Below are 18,023 nucleotides of genomic sequence, written 5' to 3' on the forward strand. Positions count from 1 at the left end.
AGTCTTATAAAACTTCAGATTTCCTCGAATCTAAGCTCAACAAATTCCAATATCCATTATGTGAGTATAGGTCAGACTCTAAACTTTTTGCCCACTAACTCTCTTTATTTCTAGATTGCATCACCAGCCACAAAACTTCACCTCACATCATGCCTTTTGGGTGCTTATTAAGAAGAGTATTTACCCAGTCCCGACAGGGACTGCGAAAGAAATAAGAAGAAACTATACCTAGTCGTGAGTTTTAAGCTTCACTAGTTTTAGACTTTTGAATTTGAAAAGAACTATCATAATTCTTTATTTTATCTCTAGCTAAGTGATCTGGAGGAACCAATGAAAAGAGTTTTGGTTGCTACTGCGATTCTCTTAGCACTCGCTATACCCTCTTTTGCCTTTAAGGAGGCTATGTTAAATAAAAGCCTAGAAGTAGGCATAGGCTATGGATATGGTGGTTTTGCACTTGACGTAGGCCTTGAGAAAAAAATAGCAGATAAAGTTGACATATATATATGGGGTGTTTTTGGTGGGATAGGAGGATACTTACTGGGTTTAGGAGCTCAAGCAGACTTTTCTATAAACGTCTTTAAGCATGATGTGTTCATGATTTCTGTAGTTCCAATAGCTGGAACGGATCTAGTAAGTAGTGGTAACTTGCTAGCAATTGACTTTGATGCAGGAGTCTATGGACTTTTCTCTTTTGATCTTACGAAAGAAAAAATACCTCTTTCGTTCTCTCTAGGACTTGGTCCTAACTTTTCGTTTTCATATATAACTAGCCTAGGAGTATATTATACCATCAATCTCTCAGTTTACCTAGGACAAGTCATACTACAAGTAGGAGGAACTCCAAAGTTCGCAGGAATAGTAGCAAAATTTACAAACATCTCTTTCTAAAGTCTAGTTTTTCTATACCCCAAATTGGAAATTAAACTTTACATAAGCTTGACAAGAGAACATTCTGAGGAACCAGGTATAAAAAGTTTGGAAAAGACAGGTGTAGCTAAGTAGATTTGAGAGTATTTACAGAAGTTTTAAAACTGCATTAGCTATGGACTCACTATCCATTCCGAAATCTCTAAACAGTTCATCTCTAGAGCCAAGCCCCGGAAAAACATCAGGAACACCTATGTTTTCAAATTTTCCCTTAAAGCCATATCTATACAATTCAACACCTATCGTTTCTCCTATTCCCCCAAGTTTCACACCATCCTCAACTGTTATCACTGCTTTTGACTTAGTAGCAAGATACCTAAGCATTTCATTATCTAAAGGTTTTATAAACACAAGATCCACTACACCAACTTCTATACCCTTTTTTAGTAAAATCCCTCTCGCCTCAAGAACATACTTGAGCATGTGTCCCACTGAGATTATGAATATATCTTCTGAATCAAAGACCAACCTACTTCTACCCAGAGATACACAGGTTTGTCCACCTAGCAGTGAATCTGGATTGATGTTATCTTTGGGATACCTTATAGCTGTAGGAACTGCCAGAGTCAACGAAAATTCTAGCATTCTTTCAAGATCACCTCCTGTTGATGGAGCCATTATGACGAAATTTGGCAACTGTTTCAAAAAGGATATATCAAAAATTCCTTGGTGTGTTTCACCATCATTACCAACTACACCAGCTCTATCAATCGCAAGTATAACCCTTTTACCAAATATTGCTATATCATGTATTACCTGATCATAAGCTCTCTGTAAAAAAGTTGAATATATTGCATACATAGGTATAGCGTTAGCTATGCTAAGCCCTAGAGAAAAAGTACATCCGTGCTGTTCCGCTATTCCTACATCAAAAAAGCGATCTGGAAATCTCCTTGCAAACTCAACCAACCCAGATCCCTCTTTCATAGCAGGAGTTATACATACTAAATTTTTATACTTTTCTCCTAACTCAACGATCTTTTTTGAAAATACGTCGGAATAAGTCACTACTTCATTTTGTTTTCCTTCACTAATTACTCCAATCGCAGGATCAAATTTGGGAACAGAGTGGTATTTAACTGGATCTTCTTCCGCAAATTTGTACCCCTTACCCTTTTTCGTTAAGACATGCACTAAAACAGGCTTCTCAGGATCATGCTTTAGATGCTCAAATACATGCACCAATTCAATCACATTATGTCCATCAAAAGGACCTACATACCTAACACCTAACTCATCAAAAAACATACTCTTGGGTAAAAAGAATGACTTTATTGACTCAATCAGTCTTCCCAATAAGATGTAGAAAAGGTTTTTCTTTCTGGATATATACCTTTTTACTATAAGCGATGTTTTTGACATTATTAACTTGTTGAATAGGTGAGTTATAGCCCCTACATTTGGTGAAATACTCATTCCATTGTCGTTTAGAACTATTATTAGTTTGCTTTTATAGAATCCTATGTTATTGAGAGCTTCATAGGCCATTCCTGCAGTTATTGCACCATCACCTATAACTGCTACAATGTGCTCATCAGCCCGATTTTGTATCTTGTTTCCTTCGTATATTCCCTGAGCTATTGACAATGAAGTACTACTATGACCAGCATGCACTATGTCATACTCACTCTCGGAAGGCTTTAGATACCCATAAAGCCCTTTATACTTCCTAAGCTCCCCAAACCTGCTTTTCCTACCCGTTAAAATCTTATGAACATATGCCTGATGTCCAACATCCCATATTATCTTATCCTTGGGCATATCAAAAACATAGTGAAGCGCAACTGACAGTTCTACCACACCAAGACTTGGAGCAAAATGTCCACCTGTTTTGGACACATTCTCTATAAGAAACTCTCTAATCTCACTACACAACCTAGGAAGATCCTCAATCCTATATTTTTTCAAGTCACTCGGATAATTGATATCATCCAGTATTCTATGCATATATTCCCTACCACTTACCTTTTGTCCCTTTCTTCGTTCTCTTCTTTTTTTCCTCTAACTTCTTACTCATCTTCTCTTTCTCAAATCTGTTTTTCAGCCCCAAAGGTAATCCAAAGACACTACTAACATCAAACACTACTCTGTTCGTTGATGATATAGATATATTGGTAACTATATCTAAAGGTACGTCAACTTGATTAATTTCACCACTATACTCAACTAGTGTATTTGTCACTTTAGCTGTAGTAACATTAGTAGCTCTTTTAAGCTTCACAAACCATATATCTCTTAGCGTTTTGTCGTTGTAAGAAGTTCCACCTACGTAGATAAAGTTTTTGTCAGCAAATACTGCGTAGGGAGTCTCGTCGTAACTGAAAGAATAGCTCTCTTCCCAAAGTATCTCAAAGTTCTCATTTGCCTCAAAAATGAATATATTGTTAGGAGAATAAGGATCAAATATCGTGCCCGTTGCAATTAGATTCTTATCTAACAAATGCAGAGAGGATATACTACCATTTAGATATTTTTTCACCCACTCAATCTTACCATCTAGGTTAATCTTTAGTAAGGAAAAATGCTTTGCAGAAGTTGACACTACTACTCCATCCCCCAAAGAAACCGCAGAGCTTGGTGATTCAGCAAACTTAGTTCCAAACACCTTAAACCACTTCACTCTCCCATCCTTACCAATAGAAACGATAAAAATATCAGTTTCCCCAAACCCAAAAGACTTAGACTCCCCTATCAACCAACAATCTCCATTTGTTAATTCAACTACCGAGATCGGAGTTTCTCTACTAGAACCCGGAAATATCAAAACATTGCTAAAGTCTCCATACTTTGAAATTCTCACTAAACCTAAAGATAAAGCGTTGGAAGTTATAGCTTGAGAGGAAAAGGCAACAACAACATCCTCGCCTGAAAGTTTCTTTACCACAGGAGATGTGTTTCTACCTCCTCCTCTAAGTAAAATATCCCACTCAGGAGAAAAGTTTGTCAACTTAACTACCCATATTCCGCTTACCTTTTTTACCACATCTGCAACTTCACCTGATAGATAAATTGTATTTCCCGAAGTATCAAAACTAGTCCCAACCTCATTTTCCCCCTTCTTACCAAGAAATATATCCTTGACTATAATACCATCACGATCCACCGCGAAAAACCAAATATCCTCACTTCCACCCTTAGACTTGCTCCCCAGAAAGTAACTCTTATCTCTCTCAAATCTAATAACAGATAGATTATCCTCGTTTTCGTCTCCATATATCCTGTAAGAGTATACTTCGTTTATTTGTAAGCTATTGGTACTCGTAGTTTGAGTAGATCCAAAAACAACTGGAAAAACCCCCTTTTCAACAAAACTTCTAAAGTTTTTGTCATTGTAATATAACCCAAATAATACAAAAGCTATTGTCTGAAATATTAACAACACCGAAAGTAGAACTACAGTTAACTTAAGCTTAACCATACTATTATTTTTTATCAGATCCAAAAGATATTACAAATTGACTGTAAAAACGAAATTTAAAATAGTATCAACAAAAAAGGCACTCGCTACTCCAAGCGTAAACGGCATCATATTCAAAAAATCAGTCCTGAGAGGGACTGCGAGAAAAATAGAGAGAAGATCACCCTTAGTTGTATTAGTTGAAAAATATAAACTGATAACTATATTATTTAACAAGGAGGTTGTTTTACTATTATGTTGAATAGGCTTATTATTTACTTACTTCCATTAATACTACTTTTGTCTATGCAACTACCGTGTTTTGCAAGGAATGTTATAATATTCCCATTTTACAACAAAGATGGTAAAGACATCCCTACAGCCTCAGTTGGAGTGCTTAAGTCTATAATGCAGTTTGCGAAATTCTACCCAAGTGCAAAAATAGTAGAATCTTCTTTTGATATTAAAAACAGAGACATCAGTGACATAATAAAAACAATCACAGGATACGACAGTTACATAGTAGGATATTTCTCTAAGAAAGACAATATATTCAACTACCATATCTCAATATATGACTCCAAAGGTAATGTTGAAACTTCATTTTCTGCCTCTTCTGAAGACCTTTTTGAAATAGCGGACAGTATAATGAGCAAAATCTTTTCATTCTACTCTGGTAAAACTACAGGATTCGCAACTCTTAGCCTGAAGCTTGAACTTGACGAGAAACTAACATATACCATACTCCTGAATGACGAGGTGCTATCCTCAGTGGTAGGCAAAACCAATATTTCAGTGAAAGTTATTTCCAAAGTCCCTTACCACATAATTGTAAGAAACGATCAAACAAAAGAGGTTGTTTTGTCAAAAACCATACTTCTTATGGATAATGAAACACTGTCTTTTCCAATCGGACAAGTCAAACAAGAGGAGAAAAAAGAAGTGGTAGATAAAATAGAGCAAAAGCCGGATGTTGACCAAACCACTTTGAAAATACGAGCCCTTCAAGATATAAAGAGGATGATAGAAAGCAAATTTATTCTTGATGATGACATACTTAAAGCAACAAAAAGCGAAGCTAAAATCCTTGACGGAGATTTACGTCTGAATTTATACAATCGGTATCATATCCCAATAGGAATCACTATACTGGGCTCAGTTCTTAACATCATTCCCGGTCTTGGCAGTCTTGTTTTAAACGACACTGGCGGAATCATAATTTCTCTCTTTACACCATATCTATCCTTAGGTGTAGCACTAATTCTTTCACCAGAAAGCCAAACTATTTCATTAGCATTTTCAGGGATAGCAGTTTTCGGATACATATACAATCTCGTCAGACCTTTCATCTATACTCACAACTGGAATACTAGACTCAGAGAAGTGTTACTCTTAGATGAGGAGAAAGTCTCACTCTCAGTAAGCTATGACCACGTAGCACTAAACATAAAGTTCTAGTTAAAAGTATCACTACAAACAATCTTACTTATCTCCTTTGGAGTATGAACTATGTAATCTGGATTCGCTGAAATAATCTCATTCTCTGTTTTAAATCCCCAGGTGACTCCTACTGATCTCATACCTGCATTCTTTGCAGTTAGAATGTCAGTAGCACTATCTCCAACAAGAAATATCTCTCTAGGTTCAAGATTCATAATCTTTGCTATTTCAACAGCTAGCCTAGGGTTAGGCTTCCTATCATCAGGATTTTCTATACCAATTACTGATACAAAGTCTATACCCCTAAAGAAATGGCTAACTAACTCCTTTGTGAAAAAATGCTGTTTGTTTGAAAGCACCGAAAGCTTAAAGCCTCTCTCCTTAAGAAAAACTAAAGTTTCATAAACTCCATCATAGGGCTTGGTTTTGTTAAGATAGTTCTTAGAATACTCCTCTTTCATCATACTTATTGCTAGTAAAAGTTTTTCATCGGAAAATCCCCCCCTATACTCAAGTAATCTCCTAAAAAGTTCTCTAACACCATCTCCGATAAACTCTCTGAATTTTTCTTTCTCAACAAAAGCTATCCCAAGCTTTCTAAGAACATTATTTCCAGCATCAACAATATCATCAAGCGTGTCTAGAAGTGTCCCATCAAGATCAAAAATAAATCCCTTCACCTCAACCATAAAAAAATTTTAATCTAAAGGTAAAGTAAGAGCAAAATTCTTTCCTACATTTTCTAACCACTGCAACGTCAGCTAGACTATTTCATCGTTTTGGTTCCTGATATTTTAAGAAGAGTATACCTAGACCAAACACACCTTATGAATGCAATAGGTTGGGTAGCAGGAGCTAGTAGCGTCTATGAAAAAGAATTCTAGAGCTCTATCATTACTCTACTGACATATCAAAGTAAGACCATATTATCTATGTGAACAACCTCTTCGTCAAATTCACTTATTCCAAGAATTTTCCCTATCTCGCTACTCTTCTTACCCTTTATCTTTTCTATTTCAGAATGAGAGTAGTTGGTTATACCAATAGCTATGTTGTTACCACTATCGTCAGAGATAAACACAGCATCCCCTACAGAAAATCTACCTTTGACATCTTTTATTCCGACCGGTAGCAAACTTTTCTTACTCTTTATAGCCTTCACAGCACCTTCATCTACAACTATATAACCCTTCTTCCTAAACATTATAAGTAGCCTATCCTTAAGCGATTTTTTCTCAGTATCTGGCACAAACCTAGTCCCTTCCATACCTTTTAACACACTTGCTATTATGTTCTCTTTAAATCCATTAGCAATAATGCACTCTATCCCAGCCTTCATACATATAAATCCTGCCTGTATCTTTGTCTTCATACCACCTGTTGAAAACTCAGATCCTCTTCCTTTCATAAACTTGCTAACCTCCCTCACATCATTAACCACTCTAACAAGCTCTTGCCGAGTAGTCCCGTAGTTCCTATAGATTCCATCAACATCTGTAAGAATTATAAGTTTATCTGACACGATAGTTGTAGAAACTAAAGCAGATAGTATATCATTATTGCCAAATTTTATTTCTTCCACTGCAACAGCATCATTCTCATTTACTATAGGGACAGCTCCTATCTTAAACAGTTCGTTGATCGTGTTCTTAAGGTGTAGAAATCCTCTCTTTGAATTTATGTCATTATAGGTTAGAAGAATTTGTGCTATTTTGATATCGAAAGCAGAAAAAAGCTTCTGATATAGCTTCATAAGCTCAGGTTGTCCAATACTGGACAGTGCTTGCTTTTCCGACAGACTAGCATGCCCGAAAAAATTAAGCTTTTTCCTACCTAAACCAATAGCTCCACTTGAGACTATTACTACTTTTTCCCCAGAAAGAACTAATTCAGAAATCTCTGAAACAACCCTAGAAAGAACTTCTTCGTTTAACACTATTTTTGTACCAACCTTAATAGTCACAAGCATAAGCTAATTATTTACAAACAAACTGCATTCTAACAAGCAACAAATTCTGACCTTCATTAAGGTTCAACTTTTTGTTTGCTCACTCTCTTTGTTTCTAGATAGCATTCACCAATCACAAATTTCACTCCACACTAAGCTTTTAGGCGTTTATTAAGAAAAATGTTCACCCAGTCCCGACAGGGACTGCGAGAGAAATAAAAAAACCACACCTAACTGTTAGATTCTGAAATTTATCTCCCTTCGTTATTGGAAGATATAAAGGCTTATCCACTTTTATACCCGTTGAAATATTAAGCAGACTCATATTCTACTATAGAGTTTGGAGAGAGAATAGAGTTTTTCTGCAACTTTTTCCGTTATCTGGTCTTTCCTAACTCTCCAGCTCCAGTTTCCATAAGCTACACCTGGCTTATTCATCCTAGCTTCACTACCTAGCCCCAGAATATCCTGCATAGGGAAAATTGAGAACACAGCTGATGATGAGATAGCCAGCCTTATAAGTGCCCAGTTTATCTCTTTTTCGTTAGAAATTCCAACATACTTCATAACATATTTTCTATCTTCATCGGAAATAGTTCTGAACCAACCAACAGTAGTGTCATTATCATGAGTTCCCGTGTATACAACACAGTTTCTATCATAGTTATGGGGTAAGTATTCGTTATCTTGCCAGTTGTTGAAAGCAAACTGAAGTACTTTCATTCCTGGAAAACAAAACTTTTCCCTCAGTGCCACAACATCCGGCGTAATAACACCTAGATCTTCTGCAATAATAGGAAGGTTTCTACCTAAAACTTCCTGAACCACCGTAAAAAGCTCATCACCATAAGCTTTCTCCCATTTGCCATTGACTGCCGTTTCAGAACCATAAGGCACAGCCCAATATCCGGCAAATCCCCTAAAGTGATCTATCCTAACGTAATCATACATCTTAAGAGACATTTTTACCCTAGCAATCCACCACTCATAGTTTGTCTCTCTAAGTTTATCCCAGTCATAGAGTGGATTACCCCAGAGTTGACCAGTTGGACTAAAGTAATCAGGTGGCACCCCAGCAACTTTTATTGGTGTAAGGTTCTCATCAAACATGAATATATCAGTATTACTCCAAGTATCTGCACTATCCATAGCAACGAAGATCGGTATATCCCCCACTATCTCAACACCATTCCTATTTGCAAAAGCCTTAAGCTCAAACCAATCATCAAAGAAGATAAACTGTAAAAACTTGTGAAACTCTATCTCCTCTTCAAGTAACCTCTCGTAGTAATCAACAGCATTGCGCCTTCTAAACTTTATGTCATCTTCCCACTCAAGCCAAGACTTCCACCCAAAGTGTGACTTTAAAGCCATAAAGAGAGAAAAATCCTCAAGCCACCAAGAGTTAGCTTTGCAGAATCTTGAAAAACTGCCCTTTAAAAAGTCTTCTCTCTTCTTAAAGTTGTCAAATGCTTTTCTAAATATCTCATATTTAAACTTAATCACCTTACCGTAGTCAACATACTCTTCACTAAACTGTTCCAATGGAATATCAGCTTTTGAGATAAGCTTTCTCTGGATAAGCCTATCAATGTCTATAAGTAAGGGATTTCCCGCAAAAGCTGAAAAGCACTGATAAGGAGAATCGCCATACCCCGTAGGACCAAGCGGAAGAATCTGCCAAAGTCTTTGCCCCGAAATTACCAGAAACTTAACAAATTCATAAGCCTCATTCCCCAAAGAACCAATTCCATATTTCCCCGGAAGTGATGTAATATGTAGCAAAATCCCAGAGCTTCTTGGAAACATAATTTTACCTCCAGAACTACTTTTTCTCAATAACCGAAACTTCAATATCCTTTTTCACCGGATTATCAAAAAGTATGAGAAGGTAAGGATATTTCTTCTCATTACAAGGAGATATGGAATATTCAATAGTAACGTAAGCTTTATCATTCTTTTCAATAGCGGAAGAAGAAAGGAGAGAGACATCGTATTCTCCGGGTTCAAAAGTCAGAAGCACAGCAGACCTATCTCTGAGAAAGTCATATCCAACGATTTCTTCACCAACCTTTATCATAAGATTATCTTCTCTAACTGCTGGTGGAACATACTGCTTAAGCTCAACATAGATATTCCTCAATTCCCTTATATCTTTTATCGTAAACACTTTCTTACTTGGGTATCTCAAAGGAACAGGTCTAAAAGTTGAGTAGTATAACTTTTTTACCTCATCAAACGCACTAAGCTTAGCAACCAAAATACCCGAATATGTAGCTAAAGGAATGTTAATACCACCACTTGTAGTACCAACATACCTTTCTCTAGGACACCCTAGAACAAAAATCAAGCTTACGACTAAAATTGCTAAAGCAACTCTCCCCATAGAGCCAACCCCTACTTACTACGTTTTGTAAGATTTTCTTAGTTTGTGCCTAGACTTTTCAACTTCTTTCAAGAATTCCCTATAGACACCTTCCATATCTTTAATTATTCCAACTCTATATTTCTCATACTGAGATTTGTAACTTCTGAATAAGTTATCCACTTCATCTAAAACAAAAGTTGACACAAATCCCTCCTCAGAAGTAAGTTCTCTTATTACACTTTCAATCACCTTTGAGTTTGTAAAAATACTCCTCGCTACTTCCTCCGGCACTCCACTATCAATTTCAACCTTACAGTCATACTCCCCATTGAGAGTATCCATGAAAAGCTTAGAAGAAAAATTTACCACCACATTCTTAATGTTAGCAATATTCTCAAAACTACTAATCCCAATAGTTCCATCAATCTTTCCCTGACCCAGAAAGCCCCTAAAGTGAAAATTCCCACTTCTGCCCCATACCTTTCCCTCAACCTCCAAAAACACCCTGCCATTTGTAAGTCTCATACGGTAGATAGGATTCTCTAAGACAAGTATTTTTGGCAAACTTATAAACTCATAACTCACAAGCCTCTTTATAAGGTAATATGGAAAGTTCGCTAGATATCTGTCAATATACTTCTGAGGATCTCTCTTAAGCATATTCCCTTTTTCGTCCCAACCTATCTTGTAACCTTCTCTAAGAACTGAAAGCTTTTGGTAAATAGCATCTATCTTTTTTTGGTAAGAGGTTAGATTACTCTTAACCACTGCTACTTCTCTATCAAGAAACTGTACAAAAAGATCCGAAGGGAGTGAAGTCCTTCCTTTTTGAAGTTCCTCCAAATATTCGGAGTAAATTTCCTGTCTCAAACTATCAACTACACTCTCCATTTTCTTCTTAAAACTATCAGCTTCCTTAGAAAGCTCAATCTCAAGCATGCTCATTCTAACAGATACTTCTATCCAAGCATTTATAAGCTTCTCTGCATGATGATAGAAAATATCTTTGTTCCTGATCTTTCCATCAACTATGATATTGCTAAAACTCTCAATAGAGATCTTATCTATGTAGTAACTAACTAGGTTGGTAACAATATTAAAAATCTCTTCATCACTCATCCCTAAACTACCTATAACTCTGGACAAATCCTGAAAGTTCACAGAATTTGAATGAAACGAAAATTCCAAATAATCAGTTATTCCTGAAAGAAAATTCAACACTTCATTATATTTTGCAACAAACCTACTCCCAAAAAACTCCGGAGAGTATGATACCTCTTCAAGTATAATATTCCCCATCAGATCCCTGTAACCTTTGTTTATACCCAAGGGAATACCAAAAACTGCTGAGGTTCTTTTATTCACATAATCTAGCTCTGTTGAACTTATAGGCAACTTTACAAACCAAACGATAAAAATACCTATTAACACAACAACAATCAAAACTAGAGAAACTATAAACCATACCTTTTTCATACTTCCCCCCAGATTAAAGAACCTACTATTAAACAATTTATTTCTTACTTCTTTTATCAATGCATATCCTAAAAAGTTCTCTCACATCCATTGAAAGAAATTCAATTACCTTAAGTGATATGCTATCACTGAATTTCTCTCTTAACAAAGGCAGACTACTCTCATCAGTATACAAGTCAACTATTTCACTTACCTTCCTATACGCTTCCCTAAACGGAAGATTGAAGTTCTTGACTATTTCAAAGGCTATGTCTGCGGAAAAGATCTTTTTGCTTGCTTTAGCATATACCGCCTCCTCATCAAAATTTATGTAATCAAGCATCTTCTCAAAAACTCCTAAGATCTTCAGAGCTTCTTTAATACTTTCAATTGTAGTTTCCTTAGTTTCCTGCAAATCTTTGTTATATCCACTCATTACAGAAAATGTTATACTCATAGTTGAAACCAAGTAGCCAAGAATTTTCTTGAACTTTGCTCTTATAAGTTCAAATGCATCTGGATTTCTCTTATGTGGCATTATACTACTACCTGTTGTTATCTCCTCACCGAGCTTTACAAATCCAAACTCATCCGAAGAGAAAATGACAATATCGCTTGAAAACCTCGCTAAGTCACCAATCAGTAAGGCTATTGCAAATATCAAAATTGATTCATACTTACCTCTAGTGTTTTGGCAATAAAGAGGGTTTTCTATAAGTTTTCCAAATCCCAAAAGTTTGGTTGTATATTCTCTATCCAAATTTAGAGGAACACCATATCCCGCAGAACTACCCAGAGGATTCCTATCAATGAAATCCAGAGTTATCCTAAACAGTGCCCTATCATCTTCAAGAGCTTCAATTAGAGATCCAAGCCATACATCAACCGTAGTTGGCATTGCCTGCCTAAGGTGTGTATATCCAATAAAAGGCATTCCTTTGAACTTTTTTGACATCTCCACAAGCTTCTTTAAAACTCTGTCAATTCCTTCAATGAGTTCTGATACTTTCTCCTTTTCATACAACCTAAGTGCAGTTATAACCTGATCGTTCCTACTTCTACCAGTATGAATTTTTTTACCAAGCTCACCAAGAGCAGAAACTAATCGATTCTCAATATAAGTGTGAATGTCTTCATCACTTATGGAAAGTGCTGGAGGTTGTTTTTTGAACTTTTCATAAAGATGTTCCAACTCCAACACAATCTTCCTAACCTCTTCATCGCTTAATATTCCTATTTTGTTCAACATCTTAACATGAGCTATGCTACCTTTAATATCATGTAAAGCTATTTCTCTGTCATAGATATAATCCTTCCCAACCTCAAACTCCTCTACACTGTCTAAAACTTTTTTTTCTTTTCTCTCCCAAAGTTTCATAAAACATCTCTTAGCCATTCTATCAACTATCTACATTAACAGAATTTTGCGAAATTTGAAAACGATACACTTCTAGGAAAAAACCCGTAACAGCAACATGATTCCATAGGTAGAACCTTAAAATATTCTGGTTGAAAGCTAGTAGAGCCATTTCAATAATTAGTCCGGAAATCAAAGCAAAAAGCACAACATATTCCCGCAACATATCCCTCCTAATTAGAGAGATAGACACCCTAACACAGTCATATACTAGAAAAAGCCCAAACAAAGCCATTATTAGAAAACCAAATATACCAAGTCCTGCCAATAATTCTGCATATACACACATCCCCTCAAATGGCTTAACATCTTGGTTATTTCTTGGAGAAACTCCTGCCCTTACTGCCTTATGTGGTGCTACACCTCCTAAACTTGTACCTACTATTGGATTCTCAATAGCTACTTTCATGGTCTTCTTAAATTCTTCTAACCTTGGACCAAATGAGGTCTCTTCTCTACTTTCGGATATTTCACTAATCTTCTTCTCTAACGTTATTCGGTCATCAATCTGTGATCCCTGATATAGATAATAAGGCAAAGTGCCAATAAGAAAACCGGTAATACCAAAAATGACCACAAAAGAAACAACTACCATTACCATATTTCTCCCGATTTGCAAAACAAACGACTTTATTCCCCCTTTAAAGGGGATTAATGCAAAGAAAAGCACTATAAAAAGTAATACCAAAACTAACACAATTAAGACTAATTTAGAAGTTGAAAAGAAGAGAGCAGATGCGATAATACCCACTGAAAGATAGTAAGGTAGATTTCTTTTCAGATCTTTAGGATCCAAAAACAAGCTATAAAGCAAAATTAGAATAACTACTGGCGAGAGATAGGTAACAAAGTAAGAAGGTTCATAGGTAAAACCATTCATCCTACCAGGCTGAGCCATAAATATATTAATGCCAAAAAGGTAAAATCCAACTTGCTGTACTATACCAAAAAGAGCATGAATTACAAACGAAAGAATGTAAAGTTTTAGAACAATATTCACATCTAGGCTTCTACTCAAGTTGAGAAAAACAAACACTAACAGAACAAACAACCAAAACCACAGGGCATACATTACTCCCCTTAGTATTAGTATAGAATTAAAGACAAACACAGTATTAATCAGCACAGCTCCTACCAAAAACACTAACCACAGAGGGAAAACCAGCACAGTTTTCCCAAAGTTCCTAAGAATTACATACCCACCTACCAATATAAACGAAAGTAAAAACAACCCAACCATCCTAAAATTAAACCCAAGAATATTCAAATTCAAAGCTATATCAAAAGGAGCAAAAGTAAAAAGACCAAGCATAAGAAAATATAGAACATACTCTACAGCCTTCACACTCTCCTCCTAATTATTAAATATTATAAACCTTACACTATCTTTTTCAAAACTATGCGAAAGTATTCTTGGATGTTCTCAATAGTCTAATCTTATCGTCCTCTTCCCTCCAAATTTCTTAGGAACCTATCTCTCACCTTCCTCAATAGCAAGGCTATGACTACGTATAGCATCAATCACTGCATTAGAATCTTATCTCTTTTCTTATCTTTTCTTACTTAGCTTCTCAATCTTCGCAAATTGTCAGACCCCAGTCTCTCTAAATATACCCAGCAAACTACTTCGCAATCTCCAACTTTCCATTAAGGCATTCATGTTTTCATCCTCCTTACCTCATCATTACTCTCTCCACAGCATATTAGAAAAAGAATAGAAAGAAAACCAAAACACGGAAGGCACTGGGGATCTAAACATCTGAGGTCATAATCTTAGGTCAAATTATTAATCATCTTCCAAAAATTTCGGACTTTACAGGAACTACTCTCATTTTGTTTGAAAAATCTGATAGCATAAGCTTATAATATCTTCAGCTTTAGCAAGAATAGGTTGAAAACATTCCCCGGTAGCTCAGTCGGCAGAGCAGGTGGCTGTTAACCACCGGGTCGGGGGTTCGAGTCCCTCCCGGGGAGCATTACTCTGAACAGTCTTTCAAACCTATACATGAAAGAATAAAAGAGCAAGATAGTAGCTTACCGTCAGTAGTCACCCTCGCAGTTTCACTGCCCAGGCTTTGTGCTAGCAGGTTCGTTTTCTCTCCATATAAACTTATAACCTTCCTCTAACTAAAGAAAAACTATGTAATCAAAATCGTCATACTTTAAAACATCAGTGAGGGTGTTCAAAAGATTGTTGGAAAGGTCTATAGAACTGACAGGAAGAGGAATGAGTTTGTGAAAGTATATTAAAATAATGTCTCTGGAGGAGAGAGATGAATTTTCCCTCAAAAGTGTCAAAGAGATATACAGAGAGACAAAAAGAACGATTGCAAAGATTACTACAAGGGCAGAGGCAGAAGAAAGAAACATAGTGACGCTTTGATTGCCTTGATAGGACTTCTTATGACAGTGGGTAGGCTTTCATACAGGAAAGCGAGGAAGGTTGTGAAAAGGTGCATCTTGGGATAGATATTCACATTTCAAACATACACTACCGCTTGAAGAATTTTGATTAGTTGAGGGAGAAGATACTTGAGGTGAATATGTGCTTTATTTTTGAACACTCTCAAAAAGAAGTGTAAGTTGACAAGTAACTCATTGATAATTAGTCTACCATGGATGAAAGATATTCTAGACTTAGAGGTTTCCTAGATCTTTATGGCGATGATGTTTTTCTCTTTAACCTCATAGAGGATACTTTTATCAAATATACGAAAGCTTATGGTTTTGAAGAAATAAAACTTCCAATTCTTGAGAGGACTGAGCTCTTTGTTCGGAGTATAGGGGAAGGAAGCGACATCGTAGCTAAGGAAATGTTTTCATTTGAAGACAAGGGTGGCAGGAAAGTGACTATGAGACCAGAAGGCACTGCAGGAGTGGTCAGAGCTATTTTGGAAAACAACCTTTTCAGTAATCCGAAATACCACAAAGTATACTACATTGGTCCTATGTTCAGAGCAGAAAGACCACAGGCTGGAAGATTAAGACAATTCCACCAAATCGGTGTTGAGTGGTTTGGAAGTGACAGTGTCATAGTTGACTTTGAAACAATTTCTTTACTTTGGAACATATTACTAGACCTTAAAATCTCCCCAAAAGTGGACCTAGTGATAAACAGTGTTGGCTGTGATGAGTGTGTGCATAAGTATAAAGATGACCTTAAGGTTTTCTTTGACAAAAATTACGAAAACTTTTGTAAAGATTGTAAGACAAGAAGAGAAAAAAATGTGCTTAGAATATTTGATTGCAAAAACCACAGTTGTCAAAATATTCTAAAGGAAGCTCCCAAGATCACAGATAAGCTTTGCAAGAACTGTGTTACTCACCTAGAGAGTTTGGAAAACTGGCTTTCTAAAGCTAGTATTCCCTTTTTAGTTGATCCACACCTTGTGAGAGGATTAGATTACTACACGAGAAACGTCTTTGAAGTAAGATATAGAGGCATAGGAGCACAGAATGCAATTGCAGGTGGAGGAAGATACAACAACCTAGTCTCCGAGTTCGGCGGTCCAAATATCCCTGCATTTGGGTTCGCTATGGGAGTCGAAAGAACAATCTTAGCACTTAAAGAAAACATCACAGTCCCAGAAGAGCTATCCGTTGCAGTATGTAGTATCTCTCCCAACGAAGCTGAATTCTCACTCAAGGTTGCCAGTCTAATAAGATCCAAGGGATTAAAAACTCATGTTCTCTCTTACCTTGATGGTATCGGAAAACAAATGAAAACTGCAAGTAAGATTGGTGTTAAGTTTGCAATAATCGTAGGTGAGGATGAAGTAAAAGAAGAAAAAGTAACACTAAAGAATATGGCTACAGGCGAGCAAAAAAAATTACCTCTCACCTCACTTGCTGAAACAATTCTAACAAATCCTTAAAGTCAATAAAATCCAAAATTTACAACTAAGAATCTTTTCTTTATTTTTCTCGCAGTCCCTGTCGGGACTGAGTAAACACTTTCCCAACAAGCACTTAAGAGGCTTGGTATGAAGTGAAATCTCGTAATTAAACGAGTGCTTAAGAGCAGTGTTACCGACCGAAATTAGAATCTACTGCCTTAAAGCAACTTTAGTTGTAAACTTACTTGTTTGAGGTAAATAATTCTCTTGTGAAAGATGAACATAGACATCTTTTACTTACTTTCCTAAACCATCTTTCCTATGAAAGAGGTTTGTCAGAAAACACTGTAAATTCCTACAGATTTGACCTTTCCGAATTTCTAGATTACGTTGAATCCGAGGGAATTGAGCTAAAAAACCTAACTCCTAAGGATATTGACGCCTATATAAAAATGTGCTCCAAGAGAGGTGTAGAACCTGCTACTACAGCAAGGTATATTTCTGCCATCAGAACTTTCTTTAAGTTTCTCCTAATAAATGAATACGTTGAAGAAAATCCTGCAGAATTCGTTGAAAGACCTAAAGTAGTAAGAGATATACCCCTGTTTCTCACAGAAGAGGAGGTAGAACTTATAAAGAATACAATTATGAAAGTAGAAAAAAATGATGCTAAGAAAGTCAGAGACCTAACCATCATAGAACTCCTGTTTTCCTGTGGGTTAAGAGTATCGGAGTTAATCAATCTTAAACTAGAGGATATTAACCTTAATAATGACTATATCATTGTCAAAGGTAAAGGCAGTAGTCAAAGACTAGTTCCCTTGGGGAACGTTGCTAAAAGGTATCTCAGAGAATATTTGCTTGTTAGAAAGAAAACTATGCAAAAGTTTTCAAAAGATGATGGATTTTTGTTTATTTCAAAACTCGGTAAAAAAATTAGTAGAGTGAGTGTCTGGAAAATGATAAAAAAGCATGTCCTTATATTAGGATTGGATAAAAAAATCTCAGTCCACACTTTTAGACACAGTTTCGCAACAGAATTACTCAAAGGTGGAGCAGATCTTAGATCCGTTCAAGAATTACTAGGACATAAGAGTATCCTAGCTACTCAGATTTACACCCATATAACTGATGAAAGTAAGTTTAAGGCTATACTTAACCTCAAGACAATAAAGCAGTTAAAGAAAGGCAAAGCTGAAGGCATGCAAACTTGAAACCATAGTCTAAAATGT

The 18,023-nt window shown here is 36.3% G+C and carries 14 protein-coding genes and 1 tRNA gene; 6 read left to right on the forward strand and 9 right to left on the reverse strand.

Going from position 1 to position 18,023, the window contains the following annotated elements; genetic code table 11:
• Positions 1 to 330: 330 nt before the first annotated feature.
• Positions 331 to 891 (forward strand): hypothetical protein, encoded by a 561-nt coding sequence (locus ABDH28_05265; GenBank protein MEN2998426.1) that lies wholly within the window; start codon positions 331 to 333, stop codon positions 889 to 891.
• Positions 892 to 1,017: 126 nt separating this feature from the next.
• Here ABDH28_05265 and dxs read toward each other — a convergent pair whose 3' ends face one another.
• Positions 1,018 to 2,877, reverse strand: coding sequence for a 1-deoxy-D-xylulose-5-phosphate synthase (gene dxs, locus ABDH28_05270; protein MEN2998427.1), 1,860 nt, complete (start codon positions 2,875 to 2,877; stop codon positions 1,018 to 1,020).
• A 7-nt stretch (positions 2,878 to 2,884) separates the two neighbouring features.
• Positions 2,885 to 4,348, reverse strand: coding sequence for a hypothetical protein (locus ABDH28_05275; protein ID MEN2998428.1), 1,464 nt, complete (start codon positions 4,346 to 4,348; stop codon positions 2,885 to 2,887).
• Positions 4,349 to 4,582: 234 nt separating this feature from the next.
• Here ABDH28_05275 and ABDH28_05280 point away from each other — a divergent pair, with 234 nt between their 5' ends.
• A complete protein-coding gene (locus ABDH28_05280) occupies positions 4,583 to 5,785 on the forward strand; it encodes a hypothetical protein (GenBank protein ID MEN2998429.1) in 1,203 nt (400 codons plus the stop codon).
• Here ABDH28_05280 and ABDH28_05285 read toward each other — a convergent pair.
• The 7 genes from ABDH28_05285 to ABDH28_05315 form a co-directional block, all read right to left on the reverse strand.
• The gene (locus tag ABDH28_05285; protein MEN2998430.1) at positions 5,782 to 6,456 is read right to left on the reverse strand and encodes an HAD family hydrolase; all 675 of its coding nucleotides are present in this window, start codon (positions 6,454 to 6,456) and stop codon (positions 5,782 to 5,784) included. The two genes, ABDH28_05280 and ABDH28_05285, sit on opposite strands and share 4 nt — an antisense overlap.
• A gap of 221 nt (positions 6,457 to 6,677) precedes the next feature.
• Positions 6,678 to 7,736, reverse strand: coding sequence for a glutamate 5-kinase (proB, locus tag ABDH28_05290; GenBank protein ID MEN2998431.1), 1,059 nt, complete (start codon positions 7,734 to 7,736; stop codon positions 6,678 to 6,680).
• A 300-nt stretch (positions 7,737 to 8,036) separates the two neighbouring features.
• Positions 8,037 to 9,524: a 4-alpha-glucanotransferase gene (gene malQ, locus ABDH28_05295; protein MEN2998432.1), complete on the reverse strand. Its 1,488-nt coding sequence runs from the start codon at positions 9,522 to 9,524 to the stop codon at positions 8,037 to 8,039.
• Positions 9,525 to 9,540: 16 nt separating this feature from the next.
• Positions 9,541 to 10,101 carry a hypothetical protein gene (locus ABDH28_05300; protein MEN2998433.1) on the reverse strand — a complete coding sequence of 187 codons (561 nt, stop codon included), beginning with the start codon at positions 10,099 to 10,101 and terminating at the stop codon, positions 9,541 to 9,543.
• An 18-nt stretch (positions 10,102 to 10,119) separates the two neighbouring features.
• Positions 10,120 to 11,559: a hypothetical protein gene (locus ABDH28_05305; GenBank protein ID MEN2998434.1), complete on the reverse strand. Its 1,440-nt coding sequence runs from the start codon at positions 11,557 to 11,559 to the stop codon at positions 10,120 to 10,122.
• Between the two features lie 37 nt (positions 11,560 to 11,596).
• Positions 11,597 to 12,916: an argininosuccinate lyase gene (gene argH / locus ABDH28_05310; protein MEN2998435.1), complete on the reverse strand. Its 1,320-nt coding sequence runs from the start codon at positions 12,914 to 12,916 to the stop codon at positions 11,597 to 11,599.
• A gap of 22 nt (positions 12,917 to 12,938) precedes the next feature.
• The gene (locus ABDH28_05315; GenBank protein ID MEN2998436.1) at positions 12,939 to 14,300 is read right to left on the reverse strand and encodes a hypothetical protein; all 1,362 of its coding nucleotides are present in this window, start codon (positions 14,298 to 14,300) and stop codon (positions 12,939 to 12,941) included.
• 556 nt (positions 14,301 to 14,856) lie between these two features.
• On the opposite strand from ABDH28_05315, the gene ABDH28_05320 reads away from it, so the two are divergent.
• From ABDH28_05320 to xerA, 4 genes are all read left to right on the forward strand, one after another.
• Positions 14,857 to 14,929, forward strand: a tRNA-Asn gene (locus ABDH28_05320).
• Positions 14,930 to 15,209: 280 nt separating this feature from the next.
• Complete coding sequence (locus ABDH28_05325) at positions 15,210 to 15,338, forward strand: hypothetical protein (GenBank protein ID MEN2998437.1); 129 nt, start codon at positions 15,210 to 15,212, stop codon at positions 15,336 to 15,338.
• Between the two features lie 232 nt (positions 15,339 to 15,570).
• Entirely contained in the window at positions 15,571 to 16,830 is a 1,260-nt protein-coding gene (gene hisS, locus ABDH28_05330; protein MEN2998438.1) for a histidine--tRNA ligase, read from the forward strand.
• A 230-nt stretch (positions 16,831 to 17,060) separates the two neighbouring features.
• On the forward strand, positions 17,061 to 18,005 hold the full coding sequence (gene xerA / locus ABDH28_05335; protein ID MEN2998439.1) for a site-specific tyrosine recombinase/integron integrase: 945 nt from the start codon (positions 17,061 to 17,063) through the stop codon (positions 18,003 to 18,005).
• Positions 18,006 to 18,023: the final 18 nt, after the last annotated feature.

This window comes from Brevinematia bacterium, from assembly GCA_039630355.1.
Taxonomy (GTDB): domain Bacteria; phylum Spirochaetota; class Brevinematia; order DTOW01; family DTOW01; genus SKYB106.